This is a genomic window from Micromonospora carbonacea (assembly GCF_014205165.1).
GTDB classification, from domain to species: domain Bacteria; phylum Actinomycetota; class Actinomycetes; order Mycobacteriales; family Micromonosporaceae; genus Micromonospora; species Micromonospora carbonacea.
In genome coordinates this window covers 6612426-6639222 of the sequence record NZ_JACHMZ010000001.1, presented here as the reverse complement: position 1 = coordinate 6639222, position 26797 = coordinate 6612426, and the positions used below count along the sequence as shown (strand labels likewise).

21 protein-coding genes and 1 pseudogene are annotated in these 26797 nt (G+C 69.1%); 12 read left to right on the top strand and 10 right to left on the bottom strand.

All coding sequences use genetic code 11. The annotated features are described in order from the left end of the window. Positions 1–290: 290 nt before the first annotated feature. Both HDA31_RS27735 and acs read right to left on the bottom strand, forming a co-directional pair. Positions 291–3083 carry an immune inhibitor A domain-containing protein gene (locus HDA31_RS27735; RefSeq protein WP_246384279.1) on the bottom strand — a complete coding sequence of 931 codons (2793 nt, stop codon included), beginning with the start codon at positions 3081–3083 and terminating at the stop codon, positions 291–293. Between the two features lie 255 nt (positions 3084–3338). Beyond that, the gene (acs, locus tag HDA31_RS27730) at positions 3339–5303 is read right to left on the bottom strand and encodes an acetate--CoA ligase (RefSeq protein WP_178062986.1); all 1965 of its coding nucleotides are present in this window, start codon (positions 5301–5303) and stop codon (positions 3339–3341) included. A 213-nt stretch (positions 5304–5516) separates the two neighbouring features. On the opposite strand from acs, the gene HDA31_RS27725 reads away from it, so the two are divergent. Continuing rightward, positions 5517–6263: a Fic family protein gene (locus HDA31_RS27725; protein ID WP_178062987.1), complete on the top strand. Its 747-nt coding sequence runs from the start codon at positions 5517–5519 to the stop codon at positions 6261–6263. Between the two features lie 54 nt (positions 6264–6317). Here HDA31_RS27725 and HDA31_RS27720 read toward each other — a convergent pair whose 3' ends face one another. The 3 genes from HDA31_RS27720 to HDA31_RS27710 all read right to left on the bottom strand — a co-directional run bounded on the left by HDA31_RS27720 (position 6318) and on the right by HDA31_RS27710 (position 8207). Beyond that, positions 6318–7121, bottom strand: coding sequence for an HAD family hydrolase (locus HDA31_RS27720; RefSeq protein WP_178062988.1), 804 nt, complete (start codon positions 7119–7121; stop codon positions 6318–6320). 485 nt (positions 7122–7606) lie between these two features. Beyond that, on the bottom strand, positions 7607–7873 hold the full coding sequence (locus tag HDA31_RS27715) for a hypothetical protein (RefSeq protein WP_178062989.1): 267 nt from the start codon (positions 7871–7873) through the stop codon (positions 7607–7609). Then, complete coding sequence (locus HDA31_RS27710) at positions 7866–8207, bottom strand: hypothetical protein (RefSeq protein WP_311774378.1); 342 nt, start codon at positions 8205–8207, stop codon at positions 7866–7868. Before HDA31_RS27710 ends, HDA31_RS27715 begins: the two co-directional genes overlap by 8 nt. A gap of 248 nt (positions 8208–8455) precedes the next feature. Here HDA31_RS27710 and HDA31_RS27705 point away from each other — a divergent pair, with 248 nt between their 5' ends. The 3 genes from HDA31_RS27705 to HDA31_RS27695 all read left to right on the top strand — a co-directional run bounded on the left by HDA31_RS27705 (position 8456) and on the right by HDA31_RS27695 (position 12064). After that, positions 8456–9679: a helix-turn-helix domain-containing protein gene (locus HDA31_RS27705; protein WP_178062990.1), complete on the top strand. Its 1224-nt coding sequence runs from the start codon at positions 8456–8458 to the stop codon at positions 9677–9679. 24 nt (positions 9680–9703) lie between these two features. After that, a complete protein-coding gene (locus HDA31_RS27700; protein ID WP_246384280.1) occupies positions 9704–10201 on the top strand; it encodes an NUDIX domain-containing protein in 498 nt (165 codons plus the stop codon). Positions 10202–11008: 807 nt separating this feature from the next. After that, complete coding sequence (locus tag HDA31_RS27695; RefSeq protein ID WP_178062991.1) at positions 11009–12064, top strand: IS110 family RNA-guided transposase; 1056 nt, start codon at positions 11009–11011, stop codon at positions 12062–12064. Positions 12065–12095: 31 nt separating this feature from the next. Here HDA31_RS27695 and HDA31_RS33405 read toward each other — a convergent pair whose 3' ends face one another. From HDA31_RS33405 to HDA31_RS33395, 5 genes are all read right to left on the bottom strand, one after another. Beyond that, positions 12096–12737, bottom strand: coding sequence for an HNH endonuclease (locus HDA31_RS33405; RefSeq protein ID WP_178062992.1), 642 nt, complete (start codon positions 12735–12737; stop codon positions 12096–12098). After that, positions 12734–14020, bottom strand: a complete 1287-nt coding sequence (locus HDA31_RS27685) for an AAA family ATPase (RefSeq protein ID WP_178062993.1) — start codon at positions 14018–14020, stop codon at positions 12734–12736. Before HDA31_RS27685 ends, HDA31_RS33405 begins: the two co-directional genes overlap by 4 nt. Before the next feature lie 429 nt (positions 14021–14449). Further along, the gene (locus HDA31_RS33400) at positions 14450–14923 is read right to left on the bottom strand and encodes a DUF4411 family protein (protein ID WP_178062994.1); all 474 of its coding nucleotides are present in this window, start codon (positions 14921–14923) and stop codon (positions 14450–14452) included. Further along, entirely contained in the window at positions 14924–16063 is a 1140-nt protein-coding gene (locus tag HDA31_RS27675) for an ImmA/IrrE family metallo-endopeptidase (protein ID WP_178062995.1), read from the bottom strand. A gap of 686 nt (positions 16064–16749) precedes the next feature. Then, positions 16750–17319, bottom strand: a complete 570-nt coding sequence (locus tag HDA31_RS33395) for a PIN domain-containing protein (protein ID WP_343071140.1) — start codon at positions 17317–17319, stop codon at positions 16750–16752. A gap of 342 nt (positions 17320–17661) precedes the next feature. On the opposite strand from HDA31_RS33395, the gene HDA31_RS27670 reads away from it, so the two are divergent. The 8 genes and pseudogenes from HDA31_RS27670 (at position 17662) to HDA31_RS27635 (ending at position 26767) form a co-directional block, all read left to right on the top strand. After that, on the top strand, positions 17662–18132 hold the full coding sequence (locus HDA31_RS27670) for an NUDIX hydrolase (RefSeq protein WP_178062996.1): 471 nt from the start codon (positions 17662–17664) through the stop codon (positions 18130–18132). Between the two features lie 167 nt (positions 18133–18299). Then, a pseudogene (locus HDA31_RS33390) lies at positions 18300–18533 on the top strand (HAD hydrolase-like protein); the annotation flags it as partial. Between the two features lie 323 nt (positions 18534–18856). Beyond that, a complete protein-coding gene (locus HDA31_RS27660; RefSeq protein WP_178062997.1) occupies positions 18857–19864 on the top strand; it encodes an endonuclease domain-containing protein in 1008 nt (335 codons plus the stop codon). Beyond that, positions 19851–20504 carry a hypothetical protein gene (locus tag HDA31_RS27655; RefSeq protein ID WP_178062998.1) on the top strand — a complete coding sequence of 218 codons (654 nt, stop codon included), beginning with the start codon at positions 19851–19853 and terminating at the stop codon, positions 20502–20504. The genes HDA31_RS27660 and HDA31_RS27655 overlap by 14 nt, the downstream gene beginning before the upstream one ends. Further along, positions 20504–23758, top strand: a complete 3255-nt coding sequence (locus tag HDA31_RS27650; protein ID WP_178062999.1) for a helicase HerA domain-containing protein — start codon at positions 20504–20506, stop codon at positions 23756–23758. The genes HDA31_RS27655 and HDA31_RS27650 overlap by 1 nt, the downstream gene beginning before the upstream one ends. Before the next feature lie 207 nt (positions 23759–23965). Then, positions 23966–24259, top strand: a complete 294-nt coding sequence (locus HDA31_RS27645; protein WP_178063000.1) for a hypothetical protein — start codon at positions 23966–23968, stop codon at positions 24257–24259. Then, complete coding sequence (locus tag HDA31_RS27640) at positions 24256–24879, top strand: RNA polymerase sigma factor (protein WP_178063001.1); 624 nt, start codon at positions 24256–24258, stop codon at positions 24877–24879. Before HDA31_RS27645 ends, HDA31_RS27640 begins: the two co-directional genes overlap by 4 nt. Further along, positions 24866–26767: an EAL domain-containing protein gene (locus tag HDA31_RS27635; protein ID WP_178063002.1), complete on the top strand. Its 1902-nt coding sequence runs from the start codon at positions 24866–24868 to the stop codon at positions 26765–26767. Before HDA31_RS27640 ends, HDA31_RS27635 begins: the two co-directional genes overlap by 14 nt. Positions 26768–26797 lie beyond the last annotated feature (30 nt).

Here is a 26797-nt window from a genome sequence, read left to right as displayed (position 1 = left end):
CCGACGGGGGTAGGGGCCGGTGAGTCGTCCCGACTGTGGGACCAATGGTGAACATAGAGTCTCCCGGGACGGGTGGGAAGATGCGTGCGTCGATTTGTTGCAAACTTTTGTTGGGAACGCTTTTCACCGTCACACCGATCGCCTCCGCCGGCCGGCTGAGCAGCGCGGACGCCCCATGGTGAATTGCAGCGACGAATTTCGATGGGTGTGGCCCGACAAATGCGGAAGAGGCCGGTGGCGTCGCCGCCGCCGGCCCCTCCGCTGATCTTCCGATCAGTTACCGCCCGTCGTCACGGGGTCGCCGCGGTCACCTTCACCGTGGCGACGGCGTTGTTCCACGCGGTCTTCTTCACCGTCAGCGAGACCCCGTAGGCGGCGCTCGCGTCACCGGGGTTGCCGGTGCCCAGGACGATCGCCCCGCCACCCAGGGTGACCCCGTAGTACGAGGGCGCCGGGGTGCCGTCCGGGTTGACCACCCGGGTGGTGTAGGGCACGTTGCCGCGCGACGGCAGCACCACGGAGGCGTCGCTGTCCCGCGCGTACGGCGAGCCGTCCCGGATCTCGATGCCCGGGTACCAGCCCTTGGAGTCGGTGAACTGCGGCACCGCCGGCTGCGCCGGGAAGCTCGTGCAGTACTCGCTGTACGGCTCGTCCGCCGCCTCCAGGCACTCCTTGAAGGAGTACGTCTTCTTCAGGCCGAACGCCGCGTTCGACGACTGGGGCCGGCTGGGCAGGTTGTCCAGCGCCGACGGGTCCTTCTCGGCCGCCGTGCCCTGCCGCCGCAGCGGGTCGAAGTGCGAGTCCACGATCAGCAGGCCACCCTTGGCGCCGTAGCTCGGCAGGGCGGTCAGCTGGCCGGTGACGTGGTTGACGTCGCCCAGCGCCGTGTCGCGGTACCAGACCAGCATGCCCGGGGCGTTGTAGGAGATCCGGTCGACCTTCCACGCCTCGTGCGAGTACACCGTGTCGTACGCGTACTTCAGGCCCTTGTCGAAGCCGTCGAAGTTACGCCACTCGGCCAGGTAGTAGTGCGCCCGGACCTCGGTGCCCGAGTTGGTCTTCCAACCCGCGCCGGTGGTGTCGGTGAAGCTGCCGCCGGTCGCGGTCCAGCCGTTCGCGCCGCCCTCGACGTCGTCGCTCCAGGTGGTCGCGCCGCCGCCGGTGACCGAGAAGTCGTCGGCGAACCAGCCGCGCTCCACGAACGCCTCGTCGGTGGCCTGCCGCAGCCGCAGCTGCACGGTCTGCCCCGCGTACGCCGACAGGTCGACGTAGTCGTGCCGCCAGCCGCCGGACGAGCCGGTCAGGCCGTACTTCTTGCCGCCGAAGTCGGCCATCCGGCCGTTGGGGTCGGCGTAGTTGTCCGGCGTGGTGACCACCGCGCCGTCCGCGTCGTAGACCTTCTGCTCGGACCAGGTCGCCCCGCCGTCGGTGGAGAGCTCGACGAAGCCGTAGTCCCAGTCCTCCTCGATGATGTAGTTGTTCCACATCCAGAACTTGGCGTCGGCGGCCGAGGGGACGCTCACCGAGCGGCTCAGCTTGACGTCCGCCCAGTTCTGGTCGGCGCCGCTGTGCCACATGTTCGACCCGCTGTGCGGGGTGGCCAGGGTGATCACCTTGTCCGGCAGGTCCACCTTGATGCCGTCGGCCGTGCCCACCGGCGTGCGGGAGGTCTGCCCGAGCTTGATGGTGCGCGGGGCGGAACCGGGGGCGACCGTCACCGGGTCGGCCCAGCCGAGCACCCACTTGTCCCAGATGCCCATGTGGGTGGGCAGCGCCTGGAAGATCTCACCGCTGTGCGACCCGGAGGCCATCAGGTCCCAGAAGTCCACGTCGGAGTCGGCGTTGCCGGACGTGTCGTAGAGGTCCGGCAGGCCCAGGTCGTGCCCGTACTCGTGGGCGAAGACGCCGACGCCGGCGTCCTCCGGCTGCACGATGTAGTTCGACACCTTGAGCTGCGTGCCCGGGATGGTGTAGCCGCCCGGAACGGTCGAGGAGTGCGCCCACACCGCGTACACGCCCTCGGCGCCGCCGCCGCGGGACTTGCCCTGGCCGGCGTGCACCAGCACCAGGTGGTCGATCACGCCGTCGGGCTCGAAGAGGTTGCCGTCGCCGTCGCGGTCGCTCTGGTCCTCGATGTCGTAGTCGGCCCACGGGAAGCTCGGGTCCATGGCGGCCAGCGCGTCGATCGCGTCGGTGGCCAGCCGGCCCGCCCCGGCCGGGTTGTCCGGGTGGCCGTTCATGGCCTGCTCACGCCCGGCGACCCAGTCGCCGTTCTCGTCCTGGAAGCAGCGCGACGCCGCGTACCAGCCCTCCGAGTGCGGCACGGTGATCCACGGGCTGGCCTGCCCGTCCACCGTGTACGCGCCCTTGGACATCTCCAGGTACATGTTGTGCATGGTCCGGCCGGCGAGGCTGATGCCCTTCTTGCCGTCCGGGCCCTTCAGGTCCTTGCGGACCCGCTCGGTGATGCCCGTCTTCGTGTAGAGCATCTTGTTGTAGTGGGCCGGGGAGAAGTCCGGCACCCACATCGAGTTGTTGTCCTTGTGCGGCAGGCTCGCCGGGTTCGGGATGTTGTTGTGCTTCGGCCCGTTCTGCACCGTGCCGGGGACGCACGTCCGGTCCTCGAAGACCGTCTTCGGCACCATCGTGCCGGTGAAGTCGTCGTTGGCCTGGTCGTTGAACTCCACCAGCAGGGTGAGCAGCTTCGCCTTCTGGGTGCTCGGGGCCTTCTTGATCCACCGGGGGCTCTTGCCGGAGCGGATCGACTGGGCCTCCAGCTTCGCCAGTTGCTTGGCGGTCGTCGGGTTGCCCGCGGCGTACTTGCGGTCGTAGGCCTGGGCCTCGTCCGCCGCCGTGGTGTACACGCCGTCGGCGCCCTTGACCTCCTTGCCGGCGGTGTCCGGCTGCACCTCGGGCTCGGCGTAGTTGATGTAGTGCTCGTCCGCCCCGATCGTGGCAGGAGCCGGGCCGGACGTCTGGGCCGACGCAGTCCCCGTCACGGTCAGTGACGTGGCCGCGAGGGCGATGGCGGGCAGCGCGACGAGTAGGCGTCGGCGTGACCGTCGTTGCGGAATCATGTGCATGCCGCTCCGTTTCTCGGGCATGGGCGTGGAGCCGGCCGGCGCGCACGGCAGAGACATCCGTCGAACCGACCGATGCGGCTGAACCTAAAGGAGAAACAACCCTTCCGACAGGGGGTGGCCTCCCCTGTGTCCGTTCAGTTGGTGCCCCCCCAACCGACCGACCGACACCCCGCGGTCACGCACCGTCCGCGCGCACAGACACGGAGGGTGGCGGCCCGCGCGGGGCCCGCCACCCTCCGAAAGGTACGTCCTACCTCAGTCCTCGTCGGACTTGCCGCCACCCATCCCCGAGGAGATCAGCTCCATCACCGAGGAGTCCTGGAGGGTCGTCACGTCGCCCAGCGACCGGTTCTCCGCGACGTCCCGCAGCAGCCGGCGCATGATCTTGCCGGAGCGGGTCTTCGGCAGCTCCGGCACCAGCATGATCTGCCGCGGCTTGGCGATCGGGCCGAGCGTGCGCGCCACGTGGTTGCGCAGGTCCGCGATGAGCTGCTCGCCCGCCTCGCCGGCCGTGTCGACCGAGCCGCGCGGGATGGCGAACGCCACGATCGCCTGTCCCGTCGTCGGGTCGGTCGCCCCCACCACCGCCGCCTCCGCCACCGACGGGTGCGACACCAGCGCCGACTCCACCTCCGTGGTGGAGATGTTGTGGCCCGACACCAGCATCACGTCGTCCACCCGGCCCAGCAGCCAGATGTGTCCGTCGTCGTCCTTCTTCGCCCCGTCCCCGGCGAAGTACATGCCCTCGAACCGCGACCAGTACGTCTCGACGAACCGGTTGTCGTCGCCCCAGATCGTGCGCAGCATCGACGGCCACGGCTCGCGCAGCACCAGGTAACCGCCGCCGCCGTTCGGCACCGACTGACCCTGGTCGTCCACCACGTCGGCCACGACGCCCGGCAGCGGGGTCATCGCCGAACCCGGCTTCGTCTCGGTGACCCCGGGCAGCGGCGAGATCATGATCGCGCCCGTCTCGGTCTGCCACCAGGTGTCCACGATCGGCAGCTCACCCCGGCCCACGTGCTGCCGATACCACATCCACGCCTCGGGATTGATCGGCTCGCCGACGCTGCCCAGCAGCCGCAGCGAGGACAGGTCGTGCCCGGCGGGGATGTCCTCGCCCCACTTCATCATCGTGCGGATCAACGTCGGCGCGGTGTACAGGATGCTCACCCCGTACCGGTCGACGATCTCCCAGAACCGGCCCTTGTGCGGCGTGTCCGGCGTGCCCTCGTACATGACCTGGGTGACGCCGTTGGCCAGCGGCCCGTACACGATGTAGGAGTGCCCCGTCACCCAGCCGATGTCGGCGGTGCACCAGTAGACGTCCGTCTCCGGCTTCAGGTCGAACACCGCGTGCGCCGTGTACGCCGCCTGCGTCAGGTAGCCGCCCGTGGTGTGCAGGATGCCCTTCGGCCGGGCCGTCGTGCCCGAGGTGTACAGGATGAACAGTGGGTGCTCGGCGTCGAACGGCTGCGCGGCGTGCTCCGCCGACGCGGTCTCCACCGTCTCGTGCCACCAGTGGTCCTTCGCCGACCAGGCAACCTCCTCACCGGTGCGGCGGACCACCAGCACGTGCTCCACCGACGGGCACTTCGCCACCGCCTCGTCCACCGTCGGCTTCAACGCCGACGGCTTGCCCCGGCGGTACCCGCCGTCGGCGGTGATCACCACCTTGGCGGTGGCGTCCTGGATGCGGTTGCTCAGCGAGTCGGCGGAGAAGCCGCCGAAGACCACGCTGTGCGTCGCGCCGATGCGGGCGCAGGCCAGCATCGCCACCGCCGCCTCCGGCACCATCGGCAGGTAGATCGCCACTCGGTCGCCGGCCACCACGCCCAGGTCGGTCAGCGCGTTCGCCGCCTGGCAGGTCATCCGGTGCAGGTCGGCGTACGTGATGGTGCGGGTGTCGCCCGGCTCGCCCTCCCAGTGGATGGCCACCCGGTCGCCGTTGCCCGCCTCCACGTGCCTGTCCAGGCAGTTGTACGCCACGTTCAGCCGGCCGCCGACGAACCACTTCGCGAACGGCGGGTTCGACCAGTCGAGCACCTGCTCCCACTGCTGCGCCCAGGCCAGCCGCCCGGCCTGCCGCTCCCAGAACGCCAGCCGGTCGGCGGCGGCCTCGGCGTACGCGTCGGCGGTCACGTTGGCGTTGGCGGCGAGTGCGGCCGGCGGCGGGAACTGCCGCGTCTCGTTCAGCAAGTTGGCCAGTGCCTCGCTCATGCCGTGACTCCCTCGTCGCTCGCGTGACCTGCGTCTCCTACCCCCGCAGAGGTTAGCCGGGGCGGCCGGAGGCCGCGACAGCTCCCCGAACCCACGCGCGCCGAGCGGCCCCCGCCACGCGCCGAGCTGTAAGGAAGGGCCCCTTATTAACGCCTACGGTAGAGAAGGGTCCCCTTCTTACCCGCCGTCCCCGCAGGTGGTTAGCGTGGCAGCGTGACCGCTGATCCGCTCGCGCCCCTGCTCGCGCTCGCCGACGTCGCCCCCGCCGTCGAGCGGGCCCGCGACCGCGTCGACCAGGCGCTGCGGCACCGCGCGCTGCGCCGGCACGGCGGCCAGGTCGCGGCCGAAGTCAGCCTCCGCTCCGCCGTGGCCAGCGCCGCCCTGGAGGGGTACGCCCACGACCGCGAGTCCGTCCGGGCCGGCACGGTCACCGACCCGGTGAGCCAGGGCGCGCTGCGGGTCGCCGGGGCGCTGCCCGGCCTGACCGAGCGCTGGCCGACGTCGCCCCGGCAGGTCCTCGCCCGGCTGCACGTGCTCGCCGCGCGGGACGTCGTACCCGAAAACGAGCTGGGGCGGCCGGTGGCCGACCCGGTCGTCGCCGCCCGGCTCGACGGCCTGGCCGGGCTCGTCGCCGGCGGCACCACCGTCCCCCCGCTCGTGCTCGCCGCCGTCGTGCACGGCGAGCTGCTCAACCTGCGCCCGTTCGCCGGGCCGTCCGGCCTGGTGGCCCGGGGCGCTGCCCGGCTCGTCCTGATGTCCACCGGTTTCGACCCTCGCGGGCTCGTCGGCGTCGACGTCGGCCACCGTGAGCGCGAACCCGAGTACGTCGGCGCGGCCGGGGCGTTCGCCACCGGCACCCCCGACGGGCTGCGCTCCTGGCTGCGGCACTACATGGCCGCCGTCGAGCTCGGCGCCGACCAGCTCACCGCCGTCGGCGACGAGATCCTCGCCGCCGCCTGACCCGGCTGGCTGACCCGCCTGGCCTGGCCCCTGACCGCTCGCGGGCTGCGCCGGTCAGGCCACCGGGGTGGTGCGCGTGCGGCGGTGCCGGCCGTACCAGGCGATGCCGATCGCCACCCCCACGCCGACGCCCAGCGCCGCCGCGGCGACCGGCACCGCCGGCCGCTCCCGCAGCCGGCGGCCCAGCGGGATCGGGTGCCGGAACTCCAGCACCGGCCAGGCGTTCTCGGTGGCCAGCCTGCGCAGCGCCCGGTCCGGGTTGACCACCGACGGATGCCCCACGCACTCCAGCAGCGGCCGGTCGCTCATCGAATCGGAGTACGCGTACGAGTCGGCCAGGTCGTAGCCGCGCACCCTGGCCAGCTCGGTGACCGCCTCGACCTTGCTCGGACCGGCCGCGTAGAACTCCACCTCGCCGCTGTACCGGCCGTTCGCCACCGCCATCCGGGTGGCGATCACGTCGGTGATCCCGAGCAGCTCGCCGATCGGCCGGACCATCTCCTCCCCGGAGGCGGAGACCAGCACGACGTCCCGGCCGGCGGCCTGGTGCTCCTCGATCAGGGCCGCCGCCTCCGCGTACACGTAGGGGTTGATCAGCTCGTGCAGTGTCTCCGCGACGATCTGGCGGACCTGCTCCACCTGCCAGCCCTTGCACAGCGCGGCCAGGTAGTCCCGGGTCTTGGCCATGGTCTGCTCGTCGGTGCCGCCCAGCCGGAACATCAGCTGCGCGTACGCCGACTTCACCACGTCCCGCCGGGTGATCAGCCCATCCCGGTAGAACGGCCGACCAAACGCCAAGGCGCTCGACTTGGCGATGACGGTCTTGTCCAGATCGAAAAAAGCGGCACTTCGGCCCACGGCGCGAAAGTCTAGCCGGATGGTCTATGGTCGGCGGGTGCCTGGGGTACGGACTCCGGCCCGGCCCCAACGGCAACCGTCACCACCCCCTGCCGTCAGTGACGGCGGTCACACTCTCCGGCGATGATTTCGCAGGGAGTGGAGGCGACACCACTCGACGTATACCGGTTTGCTCAGGCATGCTTGTTCTTGCGACGCACATTCGCGTTGTCGTACGACAGCAGGCCCTCGGCGATCGCACCCCCCGTGACCGCCGAGCCGGTTCGGCTCAACCCCCCCGGAGCCGAACCTCCCGACGACCCCCGTCTCCCCCCGACGGGGGTCGTCCCTTTCCCGGTCCCGTTCCGGGCCAGGTGAAGGCGGGTTTCCCGGGTCGGCCGGGCCGGGCGACAGGCGGAAAGTCAGCGAATCGTCAGCGAACGTCAGCCGAACACGGTCGGCGTAGTTCGGGCGTGCGCTGATCCACTCGTGCTGATCGAAGCCGATCATGCGCCGTGTTCAGGTAGATGTTCACCAGCCGGCCCGCTCGGCGGGAGCTTGCTGGCACGTACCAGGATCTGCGTTTGCGCACCTCGACGGCCCGATCGGGAGAGCTTGACCCCTTCGACCCAGATCCACTCGTCGTGGGGTGGGCGGTTGACCACCAGCCGGACCCCGGTCACCCACAACCGCACCGGCCCGTCCGACGGAAGAAGGCGGTCGTCCGCGTCGATGTCCAGCACCGCGCCGAGTCGTACCCGGATGTCAAACACCACGTCTCCTCACCGCCGGGCCCGCGTTGGTGCGGGGCGGCGTGCTGTCGGGTTTGCGTCGTTGGATGTGGAGGCCGGCGATCTGTGCGTAGACCTCGCGCTTTGCCAGGGCGTTGCGGGTGGCCGGGTCAATGACGTAGCCGGTGAGCCACACCCAGCCGTGGTACGTGGGCCGTTCGTCCACCGACGTGACCCGCAGCCACAGCGCCCGGTCGCCGTTGAACTGCACCGACGCCCGGCCGTCGATCAGGACCAGGTCGCCCGGTGTCGGCACGCCCGGCCGGCTCGGCGCGGGTGCAGGCGTGCGGGGCGCCGGGGCGGGCGGGCTGTTCACGGGCCGTCGTTCGGGTCGCGGCCCCACGCCAGCACCCACCCCGGGCCAGCCTCAGCACGCCGCCGAACGACCGGAACTCGCGCAGTCCAGGCAGGACCGGCGAGCAGGTGCGCACCTCCAGCCCTCACCGAATCGGCAGGTGGTCGCTACTTTCAGTCCTGTCATGGACACAGGTTGTGGCGCGATCTGCCTGGTTACCCGGAAAATCCTTCCGGGGTCACGGTCGGTCGAGGGGAGATGGTGAGCCGGTGCGCGGGAGAACCCACAACCTGACCATCGGCGAACGAGTCGCCTGGTACCGCTACCGACGCGGCCTGTCCCAGGAAGTCCTAGCCGGACTCGTCGGCCGTACCGCGGACTGGTTGGGAAAGGTCGAGAACAATCGGATCGACCTGGACCGGCTGTCTGTCATCAAGTCCCTCGCCGAAGTCCTGGACGTGACGCTCGGCGACCTGCTCGGCGAACCCTCCCTGCTCGACTGGACCGGCGAAAGCGGCACCGCAACCGTCCCCGCCCTTCGCGCCGCCCTGATGAACTACCGCGCCCTCGGCCCGTTCGGCGGTGGCACGGGTGCGGAACCACCGAGCATCGCCGCGCTGAAGAATGAGGTAGGCGAACTCTGGGACGCCTACCAGGACTCCCGATTCGGGTACGTCACCGGCCGCCTGCCCGATCTACTCGACCGTGCCCAGGCCGCCGCTGACCACCACGACGGCGACGACCAGGACCAAGCCCGCCGACTCCTCGGCCTCGCATACCAGCTCGCCGCGACCCAGCTCACCAAACTCGGAGAGAGCGACCTCGCCTGGATCGCCGCCGACCGCGGCCTGGCCGCCGTACGACCCACTGGCGATCCCCTCATCACGGGCTCACTGTTTCGCTCGGTGGGCCACGCACTGCACGCCACCGGCCGCTACGCCGAAGCAGTACGCCTCACCGAAGACGCCGCCAGCTACCTTGAGCCCCACCTCAAGCACGCCACGCCCGAGCTGCTGTCCGTGTACGGAACCTTGTTCCTGTCCGGCTCGATGGCCGCCGCCCGCGCCAACGACGCGGGCACCACCCGCACCTTCCTCGCCGCCGCCGACCATGCCGCCGGACAGCTCGAAGCCGACGCCAACCACCTCTGGACGGCGTTCGGGCCGACCAACGTCGCCATCCACCGCGTCGCCACCGCTGCCGAGCTGGGAGATCTGCAAGTCGCCATCGACCTCGGCCCCCGCGTCGACACCACCGGGCTACCGATGGAACGCCGGGTACGGCACGCCCTCGAAGTCGCCCGCGCCTACAGCTCGTGGAACCGCATCGACGACGCCCAAGCCGCCCTGCTCGACGCCGAACAGATGGCACCCGAGCAGGTCCGTCACCACTTCCTCAGCCGACAACTCGCCCTGACCTGGATCCGCCGCCAGCGCGGCAAGCCCTCCGCCGAACTGGTCGGACTGGCCCAGCGGCTCAAGGTGCTCGACTGAACCCAGCCCATCTAGGCTGCCCTGGTGACGGCCAACGACATGCCACCCGTGGCAACCCCACGCGTCGCCGCCGGCGCCCTGTTCTTCGACGACGAAGGCCGCGTGCTCCTCGTACGCCCCAGCTACAAGAACCACTGGGACATCCCCGGCGGCTACGTCGAACCCGGCGAGTCACCGCGCGCGGCATGCGCACGGGAAATCGAAGAGGAACTCGGCCTCACCACCGCTGTCGGCGCCATGCTCGTCGTCGACTGGGCACCCGCCGAGGGTGAAGGAGACAAGCTCCTTTTCATCTTCGACGCTGGATTGCTCACCAGGGGGCAGGAACAGGCCATCCGCTTCGCCGACGGAGAACTCACCGAGTGGCGCTACGTGACACCGGAGGAACTGGACCGTTACGGGCCGCCGCGCCTGGCTCGTAGGCTCCGTACAGCGATTGCAGCACGCAACGGCAGCAACGCCACCTATGCGGAGCACGGCACTGCACCGCCGAGCACCACGTTGCCGAAACAATCTCAGTAGGGATCAAGGCGCTCCGCGCGGCGCGGGCCGGGGCGCGGCAACCGGCTCCTGACGGAGCCGCCGCCCCGGCCGCCTACGGCGCCGGGGCGGAAAGTCAGCCGGCCCGCAAACCACGCCCCGCCCCGCGCGTCACCCCTGGTTCCGTGAGGAGCCGGTGACGAGTCCTGGACTGACCGCAGCCCACGCGACAGCTCACCCGTCGGTCTCCTCCAGCTCGGAACACCTCACCGCGGACCGGTCGACGGTCGGCCCGGTCGAGTCGCCGAACGGAACACATCGGCCGCTCGGGGGCCAGTGTGGGAGAGGAGTGAAGGTAGGTGGGGGGCGGGAGGTGGGGGCGGGGTTGGGGTTAGAGCTGCCTCCGGCGGGGGGCCCAACGACTCCGGGATGGAGTTGCCGAACGGTTGCGGTCGTGGGTGGTTGGGGTGGGATGCCATCCCGTCCACCGCCGACCCAGGCAGAGCCGAGCAGACCAGGGCCAGGGCGACAAGGTCGTACGTCCGGTAGGGCGCTCCACCTTGTCACCCTGGCCCTGGCCCGCTCCACGGTGTGTGGGTCGGCGGCAGACAGTGAGGATGGTGGGGTGGGTCGCCGGGTTGGTCTGACTCACCGGCAGACCGACGGTTGCTGTCCTGATCCCGATTCGTCGGCCGGCTCGGTGGCCCCGGTAGCTGCATGTCACCGGTCAGGCGTCGTGACTTGATAGGAGCCTGTGCGAGAGGCGCCCACCACTGTGTTGTCCGTTCGCCTGACCGGTGACGTGTCCACGTGTTCTCGACGCGACCGAGAAAGGCGGACCTCACCAGCATGGCAGCGAAGAAGCGAACACTGATCGGTGGTGTCGACACCCACCGCGACACCCACCACGCGGCGATCATCGACAGCACCGGCGGTCTCCTGGCGGATGCCGAGTTCCCCGCGACCAGCGACGGCTACGCGGACCTGCTGGCCTGGATGCGGTCCTTCGGTCGCCTAGCGGCGGTCGGGGTCGAGGGCACCGGCAGCTACGGCGCTGGCCTCGCCCGTCACCTGACCAGTCATAAGGTTGCCGTCATCGAGGTGGATCGCCCGGATCGCAGGACCCGCCGGACCAAGGGCAAGTCAGACCCCATCGACGCCATCGCCGCCGCGAGGGCCACCCTCGCCGGCACCGCCATGGGCATCCCGAAGACCCGCACCGGACCCGTGGAAGCCATCCGCGCTCTCCGCGTGGCCCGCCAAGGCGCGGTCAAGGCCCGAACGGCGGCGATCAACCAGATGCGCGGCCTGGTCGCCGCCGCCCCCGAAGGTCTGCGGGCACAGTTGACCAAGCTCAGCGCCGCCGTTCTCGTCAACCGCTGCGCCAACCTCACCATCGACCCGACCCGGCTGACGGACCCGAAACAAGCCACCGCAGCAGCCCTGGCCGGGCTCGCCCGACGCGTCAGCACCTTGACCGAGGAGATCGCCACCCTCGATCGGCAGCTGACACCGCTGGTCCGTCAGGCCGCTCCGCGCACCAGCGCCCTCTTCGGCGTCGGCACCGACGTCGCCGCCCAACTGCTCACCACCGCCGGCGACAACCCCGACCGGCTGCGCTCAGAAGCAGCCCTGGCCCACCTCTGCGGAGCGGCACCCATCCCCGCCAACTCCGGACGAGTGCGCCGCCACCGCCTCCACCGGGGAGGCGACCGCGGCGCCAACCACGCCCTACACACCATCGCCCTGTGCCGCCTGCGCTACGACGAACGCACCCGCGCCTACCAGCAACGACGCATCACCGAAGGCCTCAGCAAGCAAGAGATCCTGCGCTGCCTCAAGCGCTACATCGTCCGCGACGTCTACACCGCCCTCCGCGCGGACTTCGCCGCCCTGACCACTTGACCTCCATAGGAGCATCGGGATGGCGAGAAGGCTAGGATTCTTCGTCTAACGGGAACCGGCATTCGCGTAGGAGCGCCTCTACGCTCTTTCGAAACTCGCCATCCGCAACGTCTTCCCTAATGACGTCCCGGATTGCCTCCTTGAGCGCGCCGTGAGCCCGTGCCCAATTATCTAGGAGTGATGAGATTGACTCAAGGCGGCGCTTTCGTGCCTCAACCAGATCTGATCGCGACAAACCTAACTTGAGTACAGTAACGGCACCAACATCGCTGCCGGGGCGGGAAAAAACGAGGCTCCCTACGAAAATGAGATGCTCGTCCGGATCGTCCGTGTAGGGATTGAGGAGTGGAAACGTGTGATCACAGTAGTCCTTCTTAGTATTATTGCAGCGTGGGCAGGCGAGCGTAAGATTGTCCCAATCTACTACCAATTCGGGATGTCGAGCCCTGGGTAGGATGTGTTCTACATTCCCTGTGGTTACGGCCATCATGTTCGCATCGCAATAGGCGCAGCGCTTACCTGTTTCGTGTGTCAGCGCAAGCCGTATCTGCCGATGGCCCCATCGTTTCGGCCTCTCTGTGCCAGCTAAGGCCGCTTCCGCATACTCCTTGGTCCAACCTGCCCCGTTAGTCTCCAATATCGCCGGCTTTGGCGCCTTGATCAGACGCCTCATCTCTCGATCGGTCCGATCTCATCATCCACTGCGTTGCGTGCAATCCGTTCGATCGCTTCCGGCAGTCCTACATCGAGACCGGAGGCCCTTAATTCGTTACGCAATCGGAGGAGATGCTCGCTGTCCGGTGGCTGGTGGAGGTATCGGTCGATGATCTCATCGAACCGATTCTCGGCCCAAAGGGGAAGTGTACTGGTCATTCCAAGCGCCTCCCGCAAGGTTGTTTCTGCGGTTGCTGCTTTGCTGGAGAAGTCGAGTTGTTCGGCAAAAACCCGGCTGTCCTCGTCGTAGCTGAGAACGTGAACGTTAGCGGTAGCAGAAGCAGTGACGACGAAGGGGCTATGGGTCGCGAGGACGAAGTTTACCCTAGGAAATGCCCGCAAAAGACTCGGAACTAGGGTCCGCTGAAGGGATGGGTGGAGGTGATTCTCGGGTTCGTCGATGCAAACGGTAAACGCGTCGCGGTTTTGGGAGCGGAGGAAGATTTGCCACCCGATCTCAAACAGTGCACTCATGCCGCCGGAAATCGAATCTAGCGGAAACGAACCACTTGCTGTCTCTATCACGATTTCCGGCGGTCTTGCCACGAGACGCTCAAATCTAAGAGTCTCTGGCATGAGTGACCTCAAGACTTCTTGAAATCCTCGCCATATTCGTCGCGCATCGTGATTGGGGTAGACGCTGGCGCTGCCCTCGCCGTATATCGCTGCCGCGAGGAGCGCTTCTTTCATGAGTAGCTGTGCAGATTTGCTGCGGCCAGCTCCCCCTGAATATCGTTGCCGCATCTCAGCGACAAATTGGTTGAGGATCTGTTCGCCCGTGCTGAAGTTCGAGGGGATTGAATTGACCTGCTGGTAGTTGCTTGCGCTTCGATGTGATGCTAAGTACAACCCCTGTACCACTTGCTGATTGAAAATGTTTACGTTATAGGTGATCGCTCCTGCTTTTATGGGTACTCGTATCTGGGAAATTTGCCCATTTGTGTACCCCAATTCTCCCACAGTGACAGTCGTGTGAGTGATGCCTTTGTCCGACTCGGGAGGCTGATGCCTCAGGCCTACCGAGAACATGTTACGACCTCGTTTGTCGGGTACAGGTAGTCCTAGGAATGTCGATTCCCAGTTGAAGTGTCGCCCAAGCAGGTTGAGGAGCGTGGTTTTGCCAGATCCGTTAGCTCCTGTGAGGATCGTCAAGCGACGAGAAAGGTCAATTTCTACGAAGCCGAACTGTCGCCAATCGGAGAGTGTCAGTCTTGAAAATTTGAGGTCTTTTTCGGAGTGCACTTCTTGCCTCTCCGCCTAAACTGGCATCGATGATCTGGTTGCAAAGGCGTGCATCGGTGTCCGAGCGCGGGAGGCCGCCAAAGGCGGCGTCCGCAACTCTGCTCGCGCGATCGTATCTCCTGACAACTGTTTCGTCTTCCCCCCCCCCCGGAATGTGGGTTTGTCTAACCTTGAGAAAGACGCCGAGGGCAAGCGACGCAACCCACAAGACCAGCCATTCAGGATATTCTTCTAAGCCCCAGGCCGCCCCGGGCTGCTGGCGCCGATGCTTCACAGATGGCATTAGACTAGTCCGGTAGGATGCTCCACCTTGTCGCCCTGGTCCTGGCCCGCTAGAAGGTGTGGGTCGGCGGCAGGCGGGATGGCGAGGATTCAGCCGCTGCGCAGGACCGGCGAGTAGGGGGTGCCGAGTGCGTGGAGTCGGCAACGTTACCGCCGGAAGCTCCATCTTTCGGTCCGGATCAAGCCGAGGAAGTCGATGCATGAAATGCCTAGTGCCTGGCAAACGTCAGGAATGCGTGGACGCTCAAGAGAGCCCAAGGCGATTTCGTTAGTAACGACGGTGCATCTGCGAACTCGCGCTAATGCGATGACGAATGGGTCGGCTTGACTCCGGCCCTTCTGGGTGTTCACAAGCCTGGGATGTGCTTGCAAGATGCTGCGTACGGCGAGCTGATTATCCAAATCTGCTTCGCAAAATAGCTGTGGCCGCTCTTTCGCCCAAGCGTAGAGTTCGTCATCCTTCTTCTTTAATTCTTGCCGAACTTCCTCGGAAGCTTGAAGGCGCCCCAGTGATATTAGTTCATCGATCCCATGCCAAAGCCCCGGGAAGACGTCCTGGGGATAGCGTCTGTGCCAAGCCTCAATTATCGAACTGGTGTCGATGCTGTAGGTGACTGGCAACTACGCTGCCCTCCCGAATGCCTCGTCAGCCATCCTTTTCAGGTGCTGAACCTTGACACCGAGATAGCTAGCGGCTTCCAGAGTGTCAATCGCATCATGAGCGTAAGCATGGCTGACAAGGCGCACGAAGCCCTTGCCTAGGTTGCGAGCCTTGACGCGATAATAGCCCGGGCCGCCGGGGCTTTCTTTCTGCTGCTCCTTTTGCTGGTTGCGCTCGCGCTCGTATATGGCGAGGAATTCTCTCCGTCGCCGCTGGTAGTAGGCCAGCGTTGTCTTGTTGAGAGTGAGGAGTCTGCGCAGCACGGCCTCTTCGCTAACGCCATACTTTCTGGCGAGGGAGTCAAGCACGCTGCTTTCCCAGTTCTCATCGCCATCTGGGGCAGCGCCTACAACCACCTCACTCAGCAGTGCCTCGGCTGGCATAAGGGCAGCGGCGGCAGCTTGATTGCAGAAAGCCTCAAGGCGGTCTTCCGGCGTCCGCGGCCGGCTTGCATTTTCTTGATCACACAAACCACTCTGCCGTAGCGCCAAGTGAGCGTACTCATGCAGAAGTGAGAACGTCTTGCCTCTCACAAAGTCGCCGCCATTGACGGCAACGACTGGAAATTCTTCAGCATAGATACTGAAGCCACGCATTTCCTCGACGCTGATTTTCTCGGTTTGGATTACCAGGACGCCATTATCCTCTAGTGCTCTTATCCATCCGCCGAGTGCTCTGTACTTCTCGTTCCAGGTTCCTTGCTCCTTTAGTGTCACCCCGAGTGCAGAACGCATTATTGAGCCGAGGCGCTCTGCGTCGTCGGCCTGCACAGAAGATGCCGGTTTCCAAGAATTTGGGATCTGCTCGCCCATCCGTCGAGAGATCTCAACTGCTGATTCGCGTTGGTCCTGTGCTCGCCGATATTCGAAATGAAGAGGGGCGGTCCAATCTTCCGATGTGGTGGCTGGGAGGCGGCGGAAGTCGTGCAATGCATCGAACCCTCTTGGAGGGGCGTCCAAGAAGAAGACGGCTAACGGCCGCTTATATACCTCGGACATTTTCCGAAGCTGAGCCATAGTGGGAGCGGCTACGCCTTGCTCCCACGCCTCAATCTTCGCGATCGGCTGGGCCAGCTTGCTTGCAGCCTCTTCCAGCGACATGCCGACGGATCGGCGTGCCCACTCAAGCACAGATGGCTCTACGATCGCGGTTGGGGTTCGCCCTCCCATTGGCCCTCCTGGCGATCGTTACGCAACGTGCAGTCCAAATTACCGAAGTGGTTGCGGAGGCGCTACCGCTAGTTGGCGCCGATCAAGGAGACAGTGAGTTGTCCTCGAGTAACCAACAGTCGGACTTGGCCAACGCTCTGACCTGCCCACAGTCACCGGTTGAAGGAGCTTGCGCTGGTTCTAGCTGGTAGGAGCATATTTCGTTTGTCAGATTGCGGTCAGTCTAGTTGACACTTGGGCGTGGTCCGGCCCAACTGCCTGATCGGCCAAAGCGCCATCAGGTGGCCGACGAGGGCTGTACAGCCATTCGTACAGCCAAGCCGACCGACGGGCGTAGCCCGAGGCCGAAGGGAGTCGGCACGACGAGCAGGTACGGTCACCGACGCTGGCCGACAGCAGTCTTGATCTTTGCAAGGCAGGGTTCCCGGAATTGGCCACGCGCTGCGGACTGCCCTGCGGGCGGCCTCCGGCCGTCCTCGGGCGCCCGCAGCGCGTCATCCGAGAGCCAGCGAATCGTCAGCGAACGCCGTTCCGCGCAGTCACGCTCGATCATGCTCCATGGCGCGACCGGTACGTCTGACCACGCGGTACGGCACGCGCTCACACTCGCTACTGCGTCAGGTCACTTTCCCCCCGACGGGGGTCGTCCCTTTCCCCTCCCGTTCCGGGCCAGGTGAAGGCGAGTTTCCCGGGGCGGCCGGGCCGTTCGGTGGAAGCTTGCTGGCTGGCGCGTACGGGGATCTGGGTTTGCGGAGCCCCGGCGGTCGTCCGCGTTGCTGGAAGCTAGGAGACGTCGAAGAGGCGAAGGCCGTCGTACTCGGCGAAGTCGGCGTAGTCCTTGCCGTTGAACGTCGCCAACGGCAGCCGGTCGACCAGGCAGCACGCCGCAATCCAGGAGTCATTCGTCGGACGGGGCCGCCCGCGATGCTGCGTCCGAGCCTGGAGTTGTCCCAGGTTGTCGCCACCGCCTCGTCGAAGGGCAGCAACACGACTCCGGACCGCCACTGGGCGAGATCGGCCAGTTTGCGTGGCCCCCAGCTCCGCAGCGCGGTCCACTTGGTCAGCTCCCCGAGCGTCACGAAGGTGATGCAGAGGGTATTACCGGCCAGGCGAGCACGGAGGCGGTCATGCAGCCGCCCCCGGAGGATCGCCGACGCGACGTCGGTGTCCAGGACGACCAGACTCACGCGGCGCCAGCTCGCCGGGAGGTGTAAAGGTCGGCGAGGAAGTCGTCCAACTCTTCGTCCGACTCGAACAGGTCAGGCCGTGCCAGGTCGTCGACGGAGGCGACAGGCCGAATCCCCTGGCGACGCGCCAGCTCCTCAGCCGGTACGTGCTCAGCGGTCGGCCACTCGGGCATCTGCTCAGCGCTACTCGACGTCACAGCTCACCTCCTGCGTCCCGAACCATCGCCTATTCTCGCACCTCCGTCGTCGAGACGGCGCACATCGTGAGTGCCTCCGGCCGTTTCCGGCGCGCGCAGCCAGTTATCCGAGAGTCAGCCGGCGGCGAGGTGGCAGCCTATGGCCGTGGCGAGAACCGAGCATTACCACGACCCGAACGCGCCGAAGGCCAACAGCATCGTCGTGGCCGTTTCCGTCTTCGTCCGTGACGAGGACGGTCGGGTGCTGCTCATCCAGCGCACCGACAACGGCCTGTGGTCGCTGCCCGGCGGCGGCCAGGAGATCGGCGAGTCGGTCGCGGGGACGGCGGTCCGGGAGGCCCGGGAGGAGACCGGCGTACGGGTCGAGGTCACCGGGATGGTCGGTGTCTACTCCGACCCTGGTCACGTCATCGCATACTCGGACGGCGAGGTGCGGCAGCAGTTCTCGCTCTGCCTGCGAGCCGTACCGGTCGGCGGCACTCTGACCCCGAGCGACGAATCAAGCGATGTCCGGTGGGTGGCCCGCGAGGAGTTGGGCGAGCTCGACATTCATCCGTCGACCCTGCTCCGCATCACCCACGGCTACGAGGACCGCCCCGAGCCCTACATCGGCTGAGCGACGCTGCCCGCGAGTTGCCGCTGAACGCGCGTCCGTCGCTGCGCTGCCGCTCCGACTCCGGCCACGCAACACATCCGGCGGTGGGTCGCCACTTGATGTAGTGCCAGAGGGAGGCGGCTTGCAGTAACGGTGGGCCTTGCCGGCGGGGCGTCCGGAAGCCAGCACGCGAGATCTTCGAGGCGGCGGCCCGTGGGTGTGGTCTTGATCTGCGGGGTGGCGGCTGGGCGATCGGTGACAGCCCGGTGCTTGATGTCGAGGGTGGCCGCGCGGCAGGGCTTGCCACCCTGTGGGTCAGCCGGGGGAAGGAGTGGCCGACGGAACTCGCCCCACCTGATCGCACCGTCGCGGATGTCGTGGCCGCTGTCGAGGTGCTGCTGAACGAGGACGCCGGGCGGTAGTTGTACAGCTGTCCGCGCGGTCAAGCCGGCCGTCGGGCTCCGCGCAACGGCTTCCGCTGGGATGTCCACCCCTCCATGGTCCGAAAGCCGACTCTCCGACCTTGTCCGAGCGTCCCGCCGCTGGTGGGAGGGCCTTTCCGTCCCTTGACGCCCTAAGTAGCGGGCCCGCAACGGTGTGGCGTCGCCCGAGGCGCGTTCGTACTCTGTCCGGGACGTGCGTCGATGCTGGGGAGGGCCGGACCCTGCTGGTTAACCGGAGCCTCGCCGACGTCCCCTCCGACCGGGTCGTCGCGCTGCCCGACGCGGACACCGACGCGTTGGCCATGCTGATCGCGCGGGACCACGCGGAGTTGGCCGCCGTGGTGCACCGCCCGGCCGCCCGGGTCGCGCTGCCGGTGGACTTCGTGCACGCCGCGTTGGACCGGCTCGAACAGGTCGCCGTCGAGGTGCTGCCCGCCTGGCTGCCCGAGGTTGCGGACGGCGTACGCCCGGACACGTCCGGGCTGGCGGCGGTGCGGGCCGCCGCTGCGGCGCGGTCCCGCCGCGACCGTTATCCCGGTTCCTTCCTGCCGGACCTGGCCGTCTTCGCGGTGACGGCCCGGCGGCCGTCCGGCGCGCAGTTGCCGTTGCGCACCCGGGCGGCGGCGCTGGCGCGGCTCGTCGCGGGGGCGTTCGGCCGGCGTCGGGTGGTGCTGCTCGTCGAGCCGGCCGCCGGCACGGGCGCGGTTTCCGCTGCGGGGGCCGCCTGGCTGGTGCAGCACGGCGGCCCGGTCACCTGGCTGCTCGGTGCCGGCGCGGCCGGGCTGGAGGCGGTGCCGGAGTTCTCGGTCGCCCTGCCGCCCGTGCCGCGCGCCGCGTCGCTCACGCCGCCACACACCGTGCCACCCGCGCCGCCACGCACAGCGCGCGACGTGCCACCCGTGCCGCGCGGACTGTCGTCCGGCGTGGGGGCGGTGGTGGGCCGGCCGCATCCGGCGAGCGACGCCGAGAAGAGGCTGGAGGCGGCGCTCGCCGCCGAGAGCTGGGCCGTCGGGCGGCGGTGGAACCAGAGCTACCGGTCGCACGATCTGGCCACGCCGATCCGGCTGGATCTAGTGTGGCCCGACGAACGGTGCGTGGTGGAGATCGACGGGCCGGAGCACTGCCGTCCGGTCCACTTCGAGGCCGACCGGCAGCGCGACGTCCAGTTGCAACTGGACGGTTACGCCGTCCTGCGCTTCACCAACGCCCGGGTGACCCACGACGTCGGTGCCGTGGTCCGGCAGATCGGCACGTTTCTGCGGGAGCGGCGGCGGGACATGGCGGAAGGACGGCAGCATGGCCGGCGATGATCTGACGGCATCGGAGAGCGCGATCCTCGTCGTGCTCATGGCCGAGGCGCGCGAGGTGCTGAACACCGAGCTCCGCGATCGCTATAACCTCGACGTACGCAAGCCGCAGCGGGACAAGCTCACCCGCCTGCACTACGTCGCCAGCCGCAAGAGCGGGTCGACGTACGCCCTCCAGCTCGACGACAAGGGCTGGGTGCGGATGCAGAGCGACCTCGACTTCGCGCTCCGCGGCGCGTCGGCGCTCGGTGCCGCGCTGACCGCCCTCCAGGCCAACCTGCGCGGCCGCGTCCTTTCGCGCAGCGGCTGCGCCACGTTGGCCGAGCTGTTCGCCGTGACCGACGTACGGGCGTCGGCTCCCACGGCCGCCGCCGACCCGGCGGGCGCGCTGGCGGCGCGGGTCGTCAGCGCGTACCGGGCGCTCGCCGACGCGCCGGGGGCCTGGGTGAGCCTGCGCCGCCTCCGCCCGTTCTTCGCCGACGTGCCGCGCGAGGACCTGGACGAGGCGCTGCGTCGGCTCAGCCGCTCCGAGGGCGTCGCCCTCGCGCCGGAGTCGAACCAGAAGACGCTCACCGGGGCGGACCTCGCCGCCGCGCTGCGCCTCGGCGGGCAGGACAACCATCTGCTGGCGATCGGCGTGTGATGGACGAGGCGGAGCGGACCGCGCTGGCGGCCCTGCGGTTCGACTGGGCGCCGGTCCCCGACGACGTGTGGCGTCCGCTGCCCTTCCACGTCGAGGGCCTGCACGTCCCGGTTGTGCGGGAGGTGCTCGCCGGGGTGGACGAGGCGGCGTCGAACCCGCACGGCAGCCCGCTCGGCCTGGTTGTGCAGGGTCAGCGGGGGTCCGGCAAGACCCACCTGCTGGGCGTGGTCCGCCAGCGGGTGCAGGAGGCGGGCGGCTACTTCTTCCTGGTCGGCCTGCTCGACGCGGGCAGCTTCTGGGACAACGTCCTCGCCGCCCTGCTGGACGGCCTGGCCCGGCCGGTGCCCGGCAGCCCCGAGACGCAGCTCAAGCTGCTGCTGCGGCGGCTGTCGGCGCTGGTGGGCGCGCCCCGGACGGCCCGTCGGGCCGTGATGGGCGACACCGAGCTGACCCGGCCGGCGCTCGACGCCTTCCTCACCGGGCTCGGCGACTACGACCGGCACGCGGCCCGCACCTGCCAGGAGACCGCCCGCGCCCTCGCGCTGGCCGCCTCGGAGGACATCTCCCACCGCGACCTGGCGGAGAACTACTTCCTCTCCGGCGAGGAGGTGGTGGCCGGCGAACGCGCGGCGTGGGGGATGCGGCGCGCGCCCCGACCGGCCCAGCAGATCGTGCAGGATCTGTCCTGGCTGCTGGCGCTCACCGGCCCGTCGGTGGTGGCGATCGACCAGGTCGACACGCTGATCGCCCAGCTGGCGATCGAGAGCGATCCCGCCGTGGTGGGCGCCGCCGCGATGAGCCCGGCCCAGTCGCTCATGCTGGCCCGGATGGCGGACGGCCTGATGTCGCTGCGGCAGGCGACGCGGCGCACGCTGACCGTCCTCGCCTGCATCCCGAACTCGTGGACGATCATCCGGTCCACCGCCGCCGACACCGTCGCCGACCGGTTCCGGGAGACCCCGGTCCTGCGCCGGATCGACGACGCCGATCTCGCCCGGGCGATCATCGAGAAGCGGTTCTCCGTCCGCTACGGCGAGGTCGGGTACGCGCCGCCGTATCCCTCGTGGCCGGTGTCCCCGCGCGCCTTCGCCGAGGCGGGGGCCTTCACCCCGCGCCAGCTGCTGATCGAGATCGACCGGCACATCCGGGGCTGCCTCGCCGCCGGCGAGGTGCGGGAGATGACCTCGCTGGGCGAGCCGGCCGCCGCGGAGCCCCGGGCGCCCCGCCCCGCCGCCCCGGTCACGGCCACCGCCGAGGAGATGGACCGCTACGACGTCCGCTTCGCCGAGCTGCGGGCCGCCGCCGACGTCGCCACCCCGCTCGGGCGGGCGACGGAGGACGAGGCGATGCCGCCGCTGCTCGCCGCCGGGCTCACCGCCTGGATCCTGGAACGCGGCGACGCCGGTGCGGCGTTCAGCGTCGACCCGCCCCCGAGCACCGACCCGCCGCTGCACGCCCGGCTGCGCCTGACGCTCGACGAGCGCACCGAGGACCAGGCGCACTGGTGTTTCCGGGCGATCAGCGACGACCACCACGGCAACGCGGCGCTGGCCCGGCTGCGCAAGGCGAGTGTGGCGGCCGCCCTCGACACCGGCTCGGCCAAGCGCACGTTGTTCCTGCTGCGCAACCGTGGCTGGTCGACCAGCGCCGCCACCCGGAAGGCCGTCGCCGCGTTCACGGCGGCGGGCGGGCAGACCATCGGCGTCGGCGAGGAGGACCTGCGGATCCTCTCGGCGCTGCGGGTCATGCTCGCCGAGGCCACGATGGACTTCCAGGGCTGGCTGGCCGACCGCCGCCCGACCCGCGACCTGAAGTTCCTCCAGCATGCGCTGGCCGACGTCGATCGCTGGACGACGGACGCCGAACCGCCGCCGGGGCCCGCCGCCGGCCCGGCCACGCCGATCCCCAACGGGCCTATCCCCACCGTGGCGGCCCAGGCCGCCCCGGCCCAGGCCACTCCCGTCCAGGCCGCACCGGCTCCGGCGGCCGCCGTCCCGGCCGAGCCGGCGTTCGTCGTCGGGTACGGGTACGCCGACGACGCGCCCGTGCCGCTGGCCCTGGAGGCGCTCCGGAAGCACACCACGATCTTCGCGGGCTCGGGCTCGGGCAAGACCGTGCTGATCCGCCGCATCGTCGAGGAGTGCGCCCTCGCCGGTGTCTCCGCCATCGTGCTCGACCCGAACAACGACCTCGCCCGCCTCGGGGAGGAGTGGCCCGAGCCGCCCGCGGGCTGGCGGCCGGGCGACGCGGCCCGGGCGAAGGACTACCTGGCGTACACCGACGTGGTGGTCTGGACGCCGCGCCGCAACTCGGGCCGCCCGCTGAGCTTCCAGCCGCTGCCCGACTTCACCGGCGTGCGCGACGACCCGGACGAGTTCGGCGAGGCGGTAGAGGCGGCCGTCGCGGCCCTCGCGCCGCGCGCCATGGTCACCGGCCGGGCGACCCGGGCGCACCTGGGGCTGGCGGTGCTGCGCAAGGCCGTCGAGCACTACGGCCGGCGCGGCGGTTCCCGGCTGAAGGGCCTCGTCGACACGCTGACCGACCTGCCGGACGGGATCATCGACCTCGACGACGCCGACAAGATCGGCCTCAGCCTGGCGCAGAACCTGACGGCGGCCATGGTCAACGATCCGCTCTTCGGCGGTGAGGGCACCCCGATGGATCCCGGCGTGCTGCTCACGCCCGTACCCGGCAGGCGGGCCCGGGTGTCGGTGGTCAGCCTGGTGGGCCTGCCCTCCGACGACGTGCGCCAGAGCTTCGTCAACCAGCTCCAGATGGCGCTGTTCGCCTGGATCAAGAGGAACCCGGCCGGCGACCGGCCGCTGCTGGGGCTGCTCGTGATGGACGAGGCGCAGACGTTCGCCCCGTCCGGGGCGATGACGGCCTGCACCCAGAGCACGCTGGCGCTGGCCGCCCAGGCGCGCAAGTACGGGCTGGGGCTGGTCTTCGCCACGCAGGCGCCGAAGGGGCTGCACAACCGCATCCCGGGCAACGCGGCGACGCAGTTGTACGGCCTGATGAACAGCCCGATCCAGATCGAGGCGGCCCGCGAGATGGCCCGGGCCAAGGGCGGGGACGTGCCGGACATCTCCCGGCTGACGGTGGGCGAGTTCTATCTCGCCGCCGAGGGCGCGGCGCCGCGGAAGATCCGGACGCCGCTCTCGCTGACGCATCATCCCCGCAGCCCGCTCACCGTCGAGGAGGTGCTGGGCCGGGCGCGCGCGAGGGCCGGTTCCGGAGTGGCGGGCCGATAGCCGAGAGTGACTTTGGGTGATGTGCAAATTGCCCCGATGGGATTGCCACGCCCCCTTCGCGTAGCGTTCCGCCCCCACTACTTTGTGCCGTAAGAGCAGGTAAAAGGCTTGATCAAGGATCTTCCGGAACATTGTGGACGCTGAGGCGTCTACATCCGCTGCCCGCCACGGATAGTAGTTGTCACACCGAGACGGGCAGGGGGAACGATGAACGAAGCGCTGGCGGAACCGCTCACCGGATTCCAGGTGATGGCCGTGGCCGTCACGGTCGCGGGGGTGGTGGCCGGCCTGGTGCGCGCCTGCGTCGCGTACCGGGCGCGGATACAGCAGGAACGGGAGCTGACGACACGTACGACAGCCCGGGTCACGTGGCTGGTCAGGCTCGCGGAGGCCGACCACGAGGTCGTGCGGATCGTGGAGCGCGACCGCGACGGGCACCGCGAGGTGGAGCTGGGCGGCCGTGGCGTGCCGAGCTCTGGTGCCGCGGGGGAGGCGGCATGATCGAGTTCGAGGGCACCGCCGCCCTGACCCCGGAGCAGGTCGACTGCGAGGCGACACGCAAGGCGGAGGCCGCGCGCCTGAAGGCCGCGCACGACCAGGAGTTCGCCGCCTTCACCGAGGCCTCCTACCACCAGGTGGAGCGGATCCTCAGGTCGGCGTGCCGGGACCGCGAGGTCGTCGAGGACGCGCTCAACGAGGCGTACCTGCACGGGCGTGTCCAGTGGTCCAAGCTGCGCGTCCACGACCGGCCGATCGGCTGGATCATCGTCACCGCGCGCCACAAGATCCGCAAGGACCACCAGCGGCACCTGCGGGAGGCCGCGATGGCGCCGGAGGACCTGCCGACGACGCCGCACTCGAACATCGCCGACGTGTGGGAGGCGCAGGAGCTGCTGCGGGGCTGGCTGCACCGGCTCCCGGCGCGGCACGCCGAGGTGTTCCAGATGGCGCAGGAGGGCTTCTCCAACCAGGAGATCGCCCGCGTCCTCGGGCTGACCGAGAACAGCGTCCGCTCCTACAAGGTCGCCGCGCGGCGGGGGCTGCGCGAGCTGGCCGAGGAGGCCGGCTACGTCGGCCCGGACGGCCACCGGCGGCAGGGGGCAGGTCGTGGATCTCGATGACATCCTGGCGCTGGCCGAGACCCGGCCGAGCCCGCTGGAGCTCGCCCGCGCGCGCCGCGTCGCGCGCGCCGCGCAGAGCCAGTACGACCTCGCGCTCGCCGAGGGCTACAAGATCATGGTCGACGCCGACCTCGTCGACCCGCTGACCTGGGACGTCGACGAGGCGACCAGGGTCGCGCGCGCCGCCCAGTTGGCGAAGTCGGGCACCGTCACCTGGGTGGCCGGCGGGCGGGACGGCCTCGGCCGGCTCAGCTGGTCCGACGAGATGGCGATGATCTTCGGGCACGCGCCGGGGACGCTGCGCCTCACGCCCGAGACGCTGTTCGGGCTCGTCCATCCGGTCGACGCCGGGCGGGTCCGCGCCGCCGTCCGGGCGGCGTGGACGCGGTGCCGGCCGGGTGAGGTCGACTTCCGGGTGGTCCAGCCCGGCGGCAGCATCCGCCACGTGCACTGCCACCTGGAGATCACCACGTGCGAGGGCGAGCCGTCGGGGATCGTCGTGACCGGCGAGGACGTCACCGCGCTCGAACTCGCCCGGCAGGAACGCCGCCGGCTCGCCATCCGGAGCCGGATGCTCGGCGCCGACCTGGCCGTGCTGGACGCCCTCACCGGGCTGCCGAACCGCGGGTACGTCATCGACGAGGTCGACCGGGCCCGCCGTACCACCGGGGGTGTCCTGGTCGTGGTGGCGACCGAGCCCGCCACCCGGCTGCCGGACGCGCTCACCGACACCGACCGCGACCGGCTGACGGCGGCGGTCGCCCAGCTCCTGCGCACGGTCGTCGGGCCCGGGGTGACCGCGGGTCTGGTCGGCTCCGGCCTGTGGGGGGTGCTCCTCGCGCCGGCCGACGACCGCGCGGAGGCCGCCGAGAGCCTGGCGGCCCGGATCGTGGAGACGTTCCGGAACCACCTGTTCGGCGTCCGGCAGAACACCCTGCGGCTCACCACCTCGGCCGGCGTGGTGCGCTTCGCCAGCGGCGTGCCCGCCACCGGCTTCGACCTGCTCGTCGACGGCGAGCACGCGGCCCGGGACGCGCGCCGCGACACCGCCGCCGTCGTCGTCCTCGACGAGCCGGTCGCGGACGCCGAACGGACGGCCCGGTGCCGCTCCCGCGTCCGGCACGCGGTCTCGGCCAACAGGTTCGCCCTCTACGCCCAGCCCATCGTCGACCTCAGCCTCAACCAGGTCACCCGCCACGAGATCCTGCTGCGGGTGCGCAGCGACACCGGGGAGCCGGTCGCGCCGGTGGCCTTCCTCGACATGGCCGAACGCGTCGGCGAGATCCTGATGGTCGACAAGTGGGTGGTCGATCACGCCCTGGAGTTCATCGGCCGGGGCGCGCAGACCTCCCACTACCAGGTCAACATCTCGGGGAAGTCCCTCGCCGACCCGGGCCTGCTCACCTTCGTGACGGAGGCGATCGACCGGCACGGGGTCAAGCCGGAGCGCCTGACGTTCGAGATCACCGAGACCGCCCTCATCGAGAACCGGAACGAGGCGCTGGCCTTCGCCCGGGGGATCAGGGCGGCGGGCTGCCACCTGGCGCTCGACGACTTCGGCACCGGGTACGGCGCGCTGGCGCACCTGAAGTACCTCCCGGTGGACCTCGTCAAGATCGATGGGACGTTCATCGTCGACCTCTGCCGGTCGCCGGCCGATCAGGCGGTGGTGTCGAAGCTGGTGGAGCTGTGCCAGACGCTGGGCATCCGCGTCGCGGCCGAGTACGTGCAGGACGACGCGACCGTCGAGCGCCTGAAGAGCTACGGCGTCGACTTCGCCCAGGGCTACTGGACGGGGCGGCCCGAGCCGATCACGGTGAGCCGGGACGAGGTGCAGTCGGTCGAGCTCGAACTGCGGTTCCCGCCGCGACACACTGCCCTCGGCTGAACCGGGGCGCGCCGGCGGCCGAAAGTTTCG

Excerpts from the sequence above, each read along its gene's own strand:
- HDA31_RS27735 (WP_246384279.1), bottom strand. The coding sequence starts at position 3,083 with ATGCACATGATTCCGCAACGACGGTCACGCCGACGCCTACTCGTCGCG.
- acs (WP_178062986.1), bottom strand. The coding sequence starts at position 5,303 with ATGAGCGAGGCACTGGCCAACTTGCTGAACGAGACGCGGCAGTTCCCG.
- HDA31_RS27695 (WP_178062991.1), top strand. The coding sequence starts at position 11,009 with ATGGCAGCGAAGAAGCGAACACTGATCGGTGGTGTCGACACCCACCGC.
- HDA31_RS33405 (WP_178062992.1), bottom strand. The coding sequence starts at position 12,737 with ATGAGGCGTCTGATCAAGGCGCCAAAGCCGGCGATATTGGAGACTAAC.
- HDA31_RS27675 (WP_178062995.1), bottom strand. The coding sequence starts at position 16,063 with ATGTCGCTGGAAGAGGCTGCAAGCAAGCTGGCCCAGCCGATCGCGAAG.
- HDA31_RS27660 (WP_178062997.1), top strand. The coding sequence starts at position 18,857 with ATGCTGATCGCGCGGGACCACGCGGAGTTGGCCGCCGTGGTGCACCGC.
- HDA31_RS27655 (WP_178062998.1), top strand. The coding sequence starts at position 19,851 with ATGGCCGGCGATGATCTGACGGCATCGGAGAGCGCGATCCTCGTCGTG.
- HDA31_RS27650 (WP_178062999.1), top strand. The coding sequence starts at position 20,504 with ATGGACGAGGCGGAGCGGACCGCGCTGGCGGCCCTGCGGTTCGACTGG.
- HDA31_RS27645 (WP_178063000.1), top strand. The coding sequence starts at position 23,966 with ATGAACGAAGCGCTGGCGGAACCGCTCACCGGATTCCAGGTGATGGCC.
- HDA31_RS27640 (WP_178063001.1), top strand. The coding sequence starts at position 24,256 with ATGATCGAGTTCGAGGGCACCGCCGCCCTGACCCCGGAGCAGGTCGAC.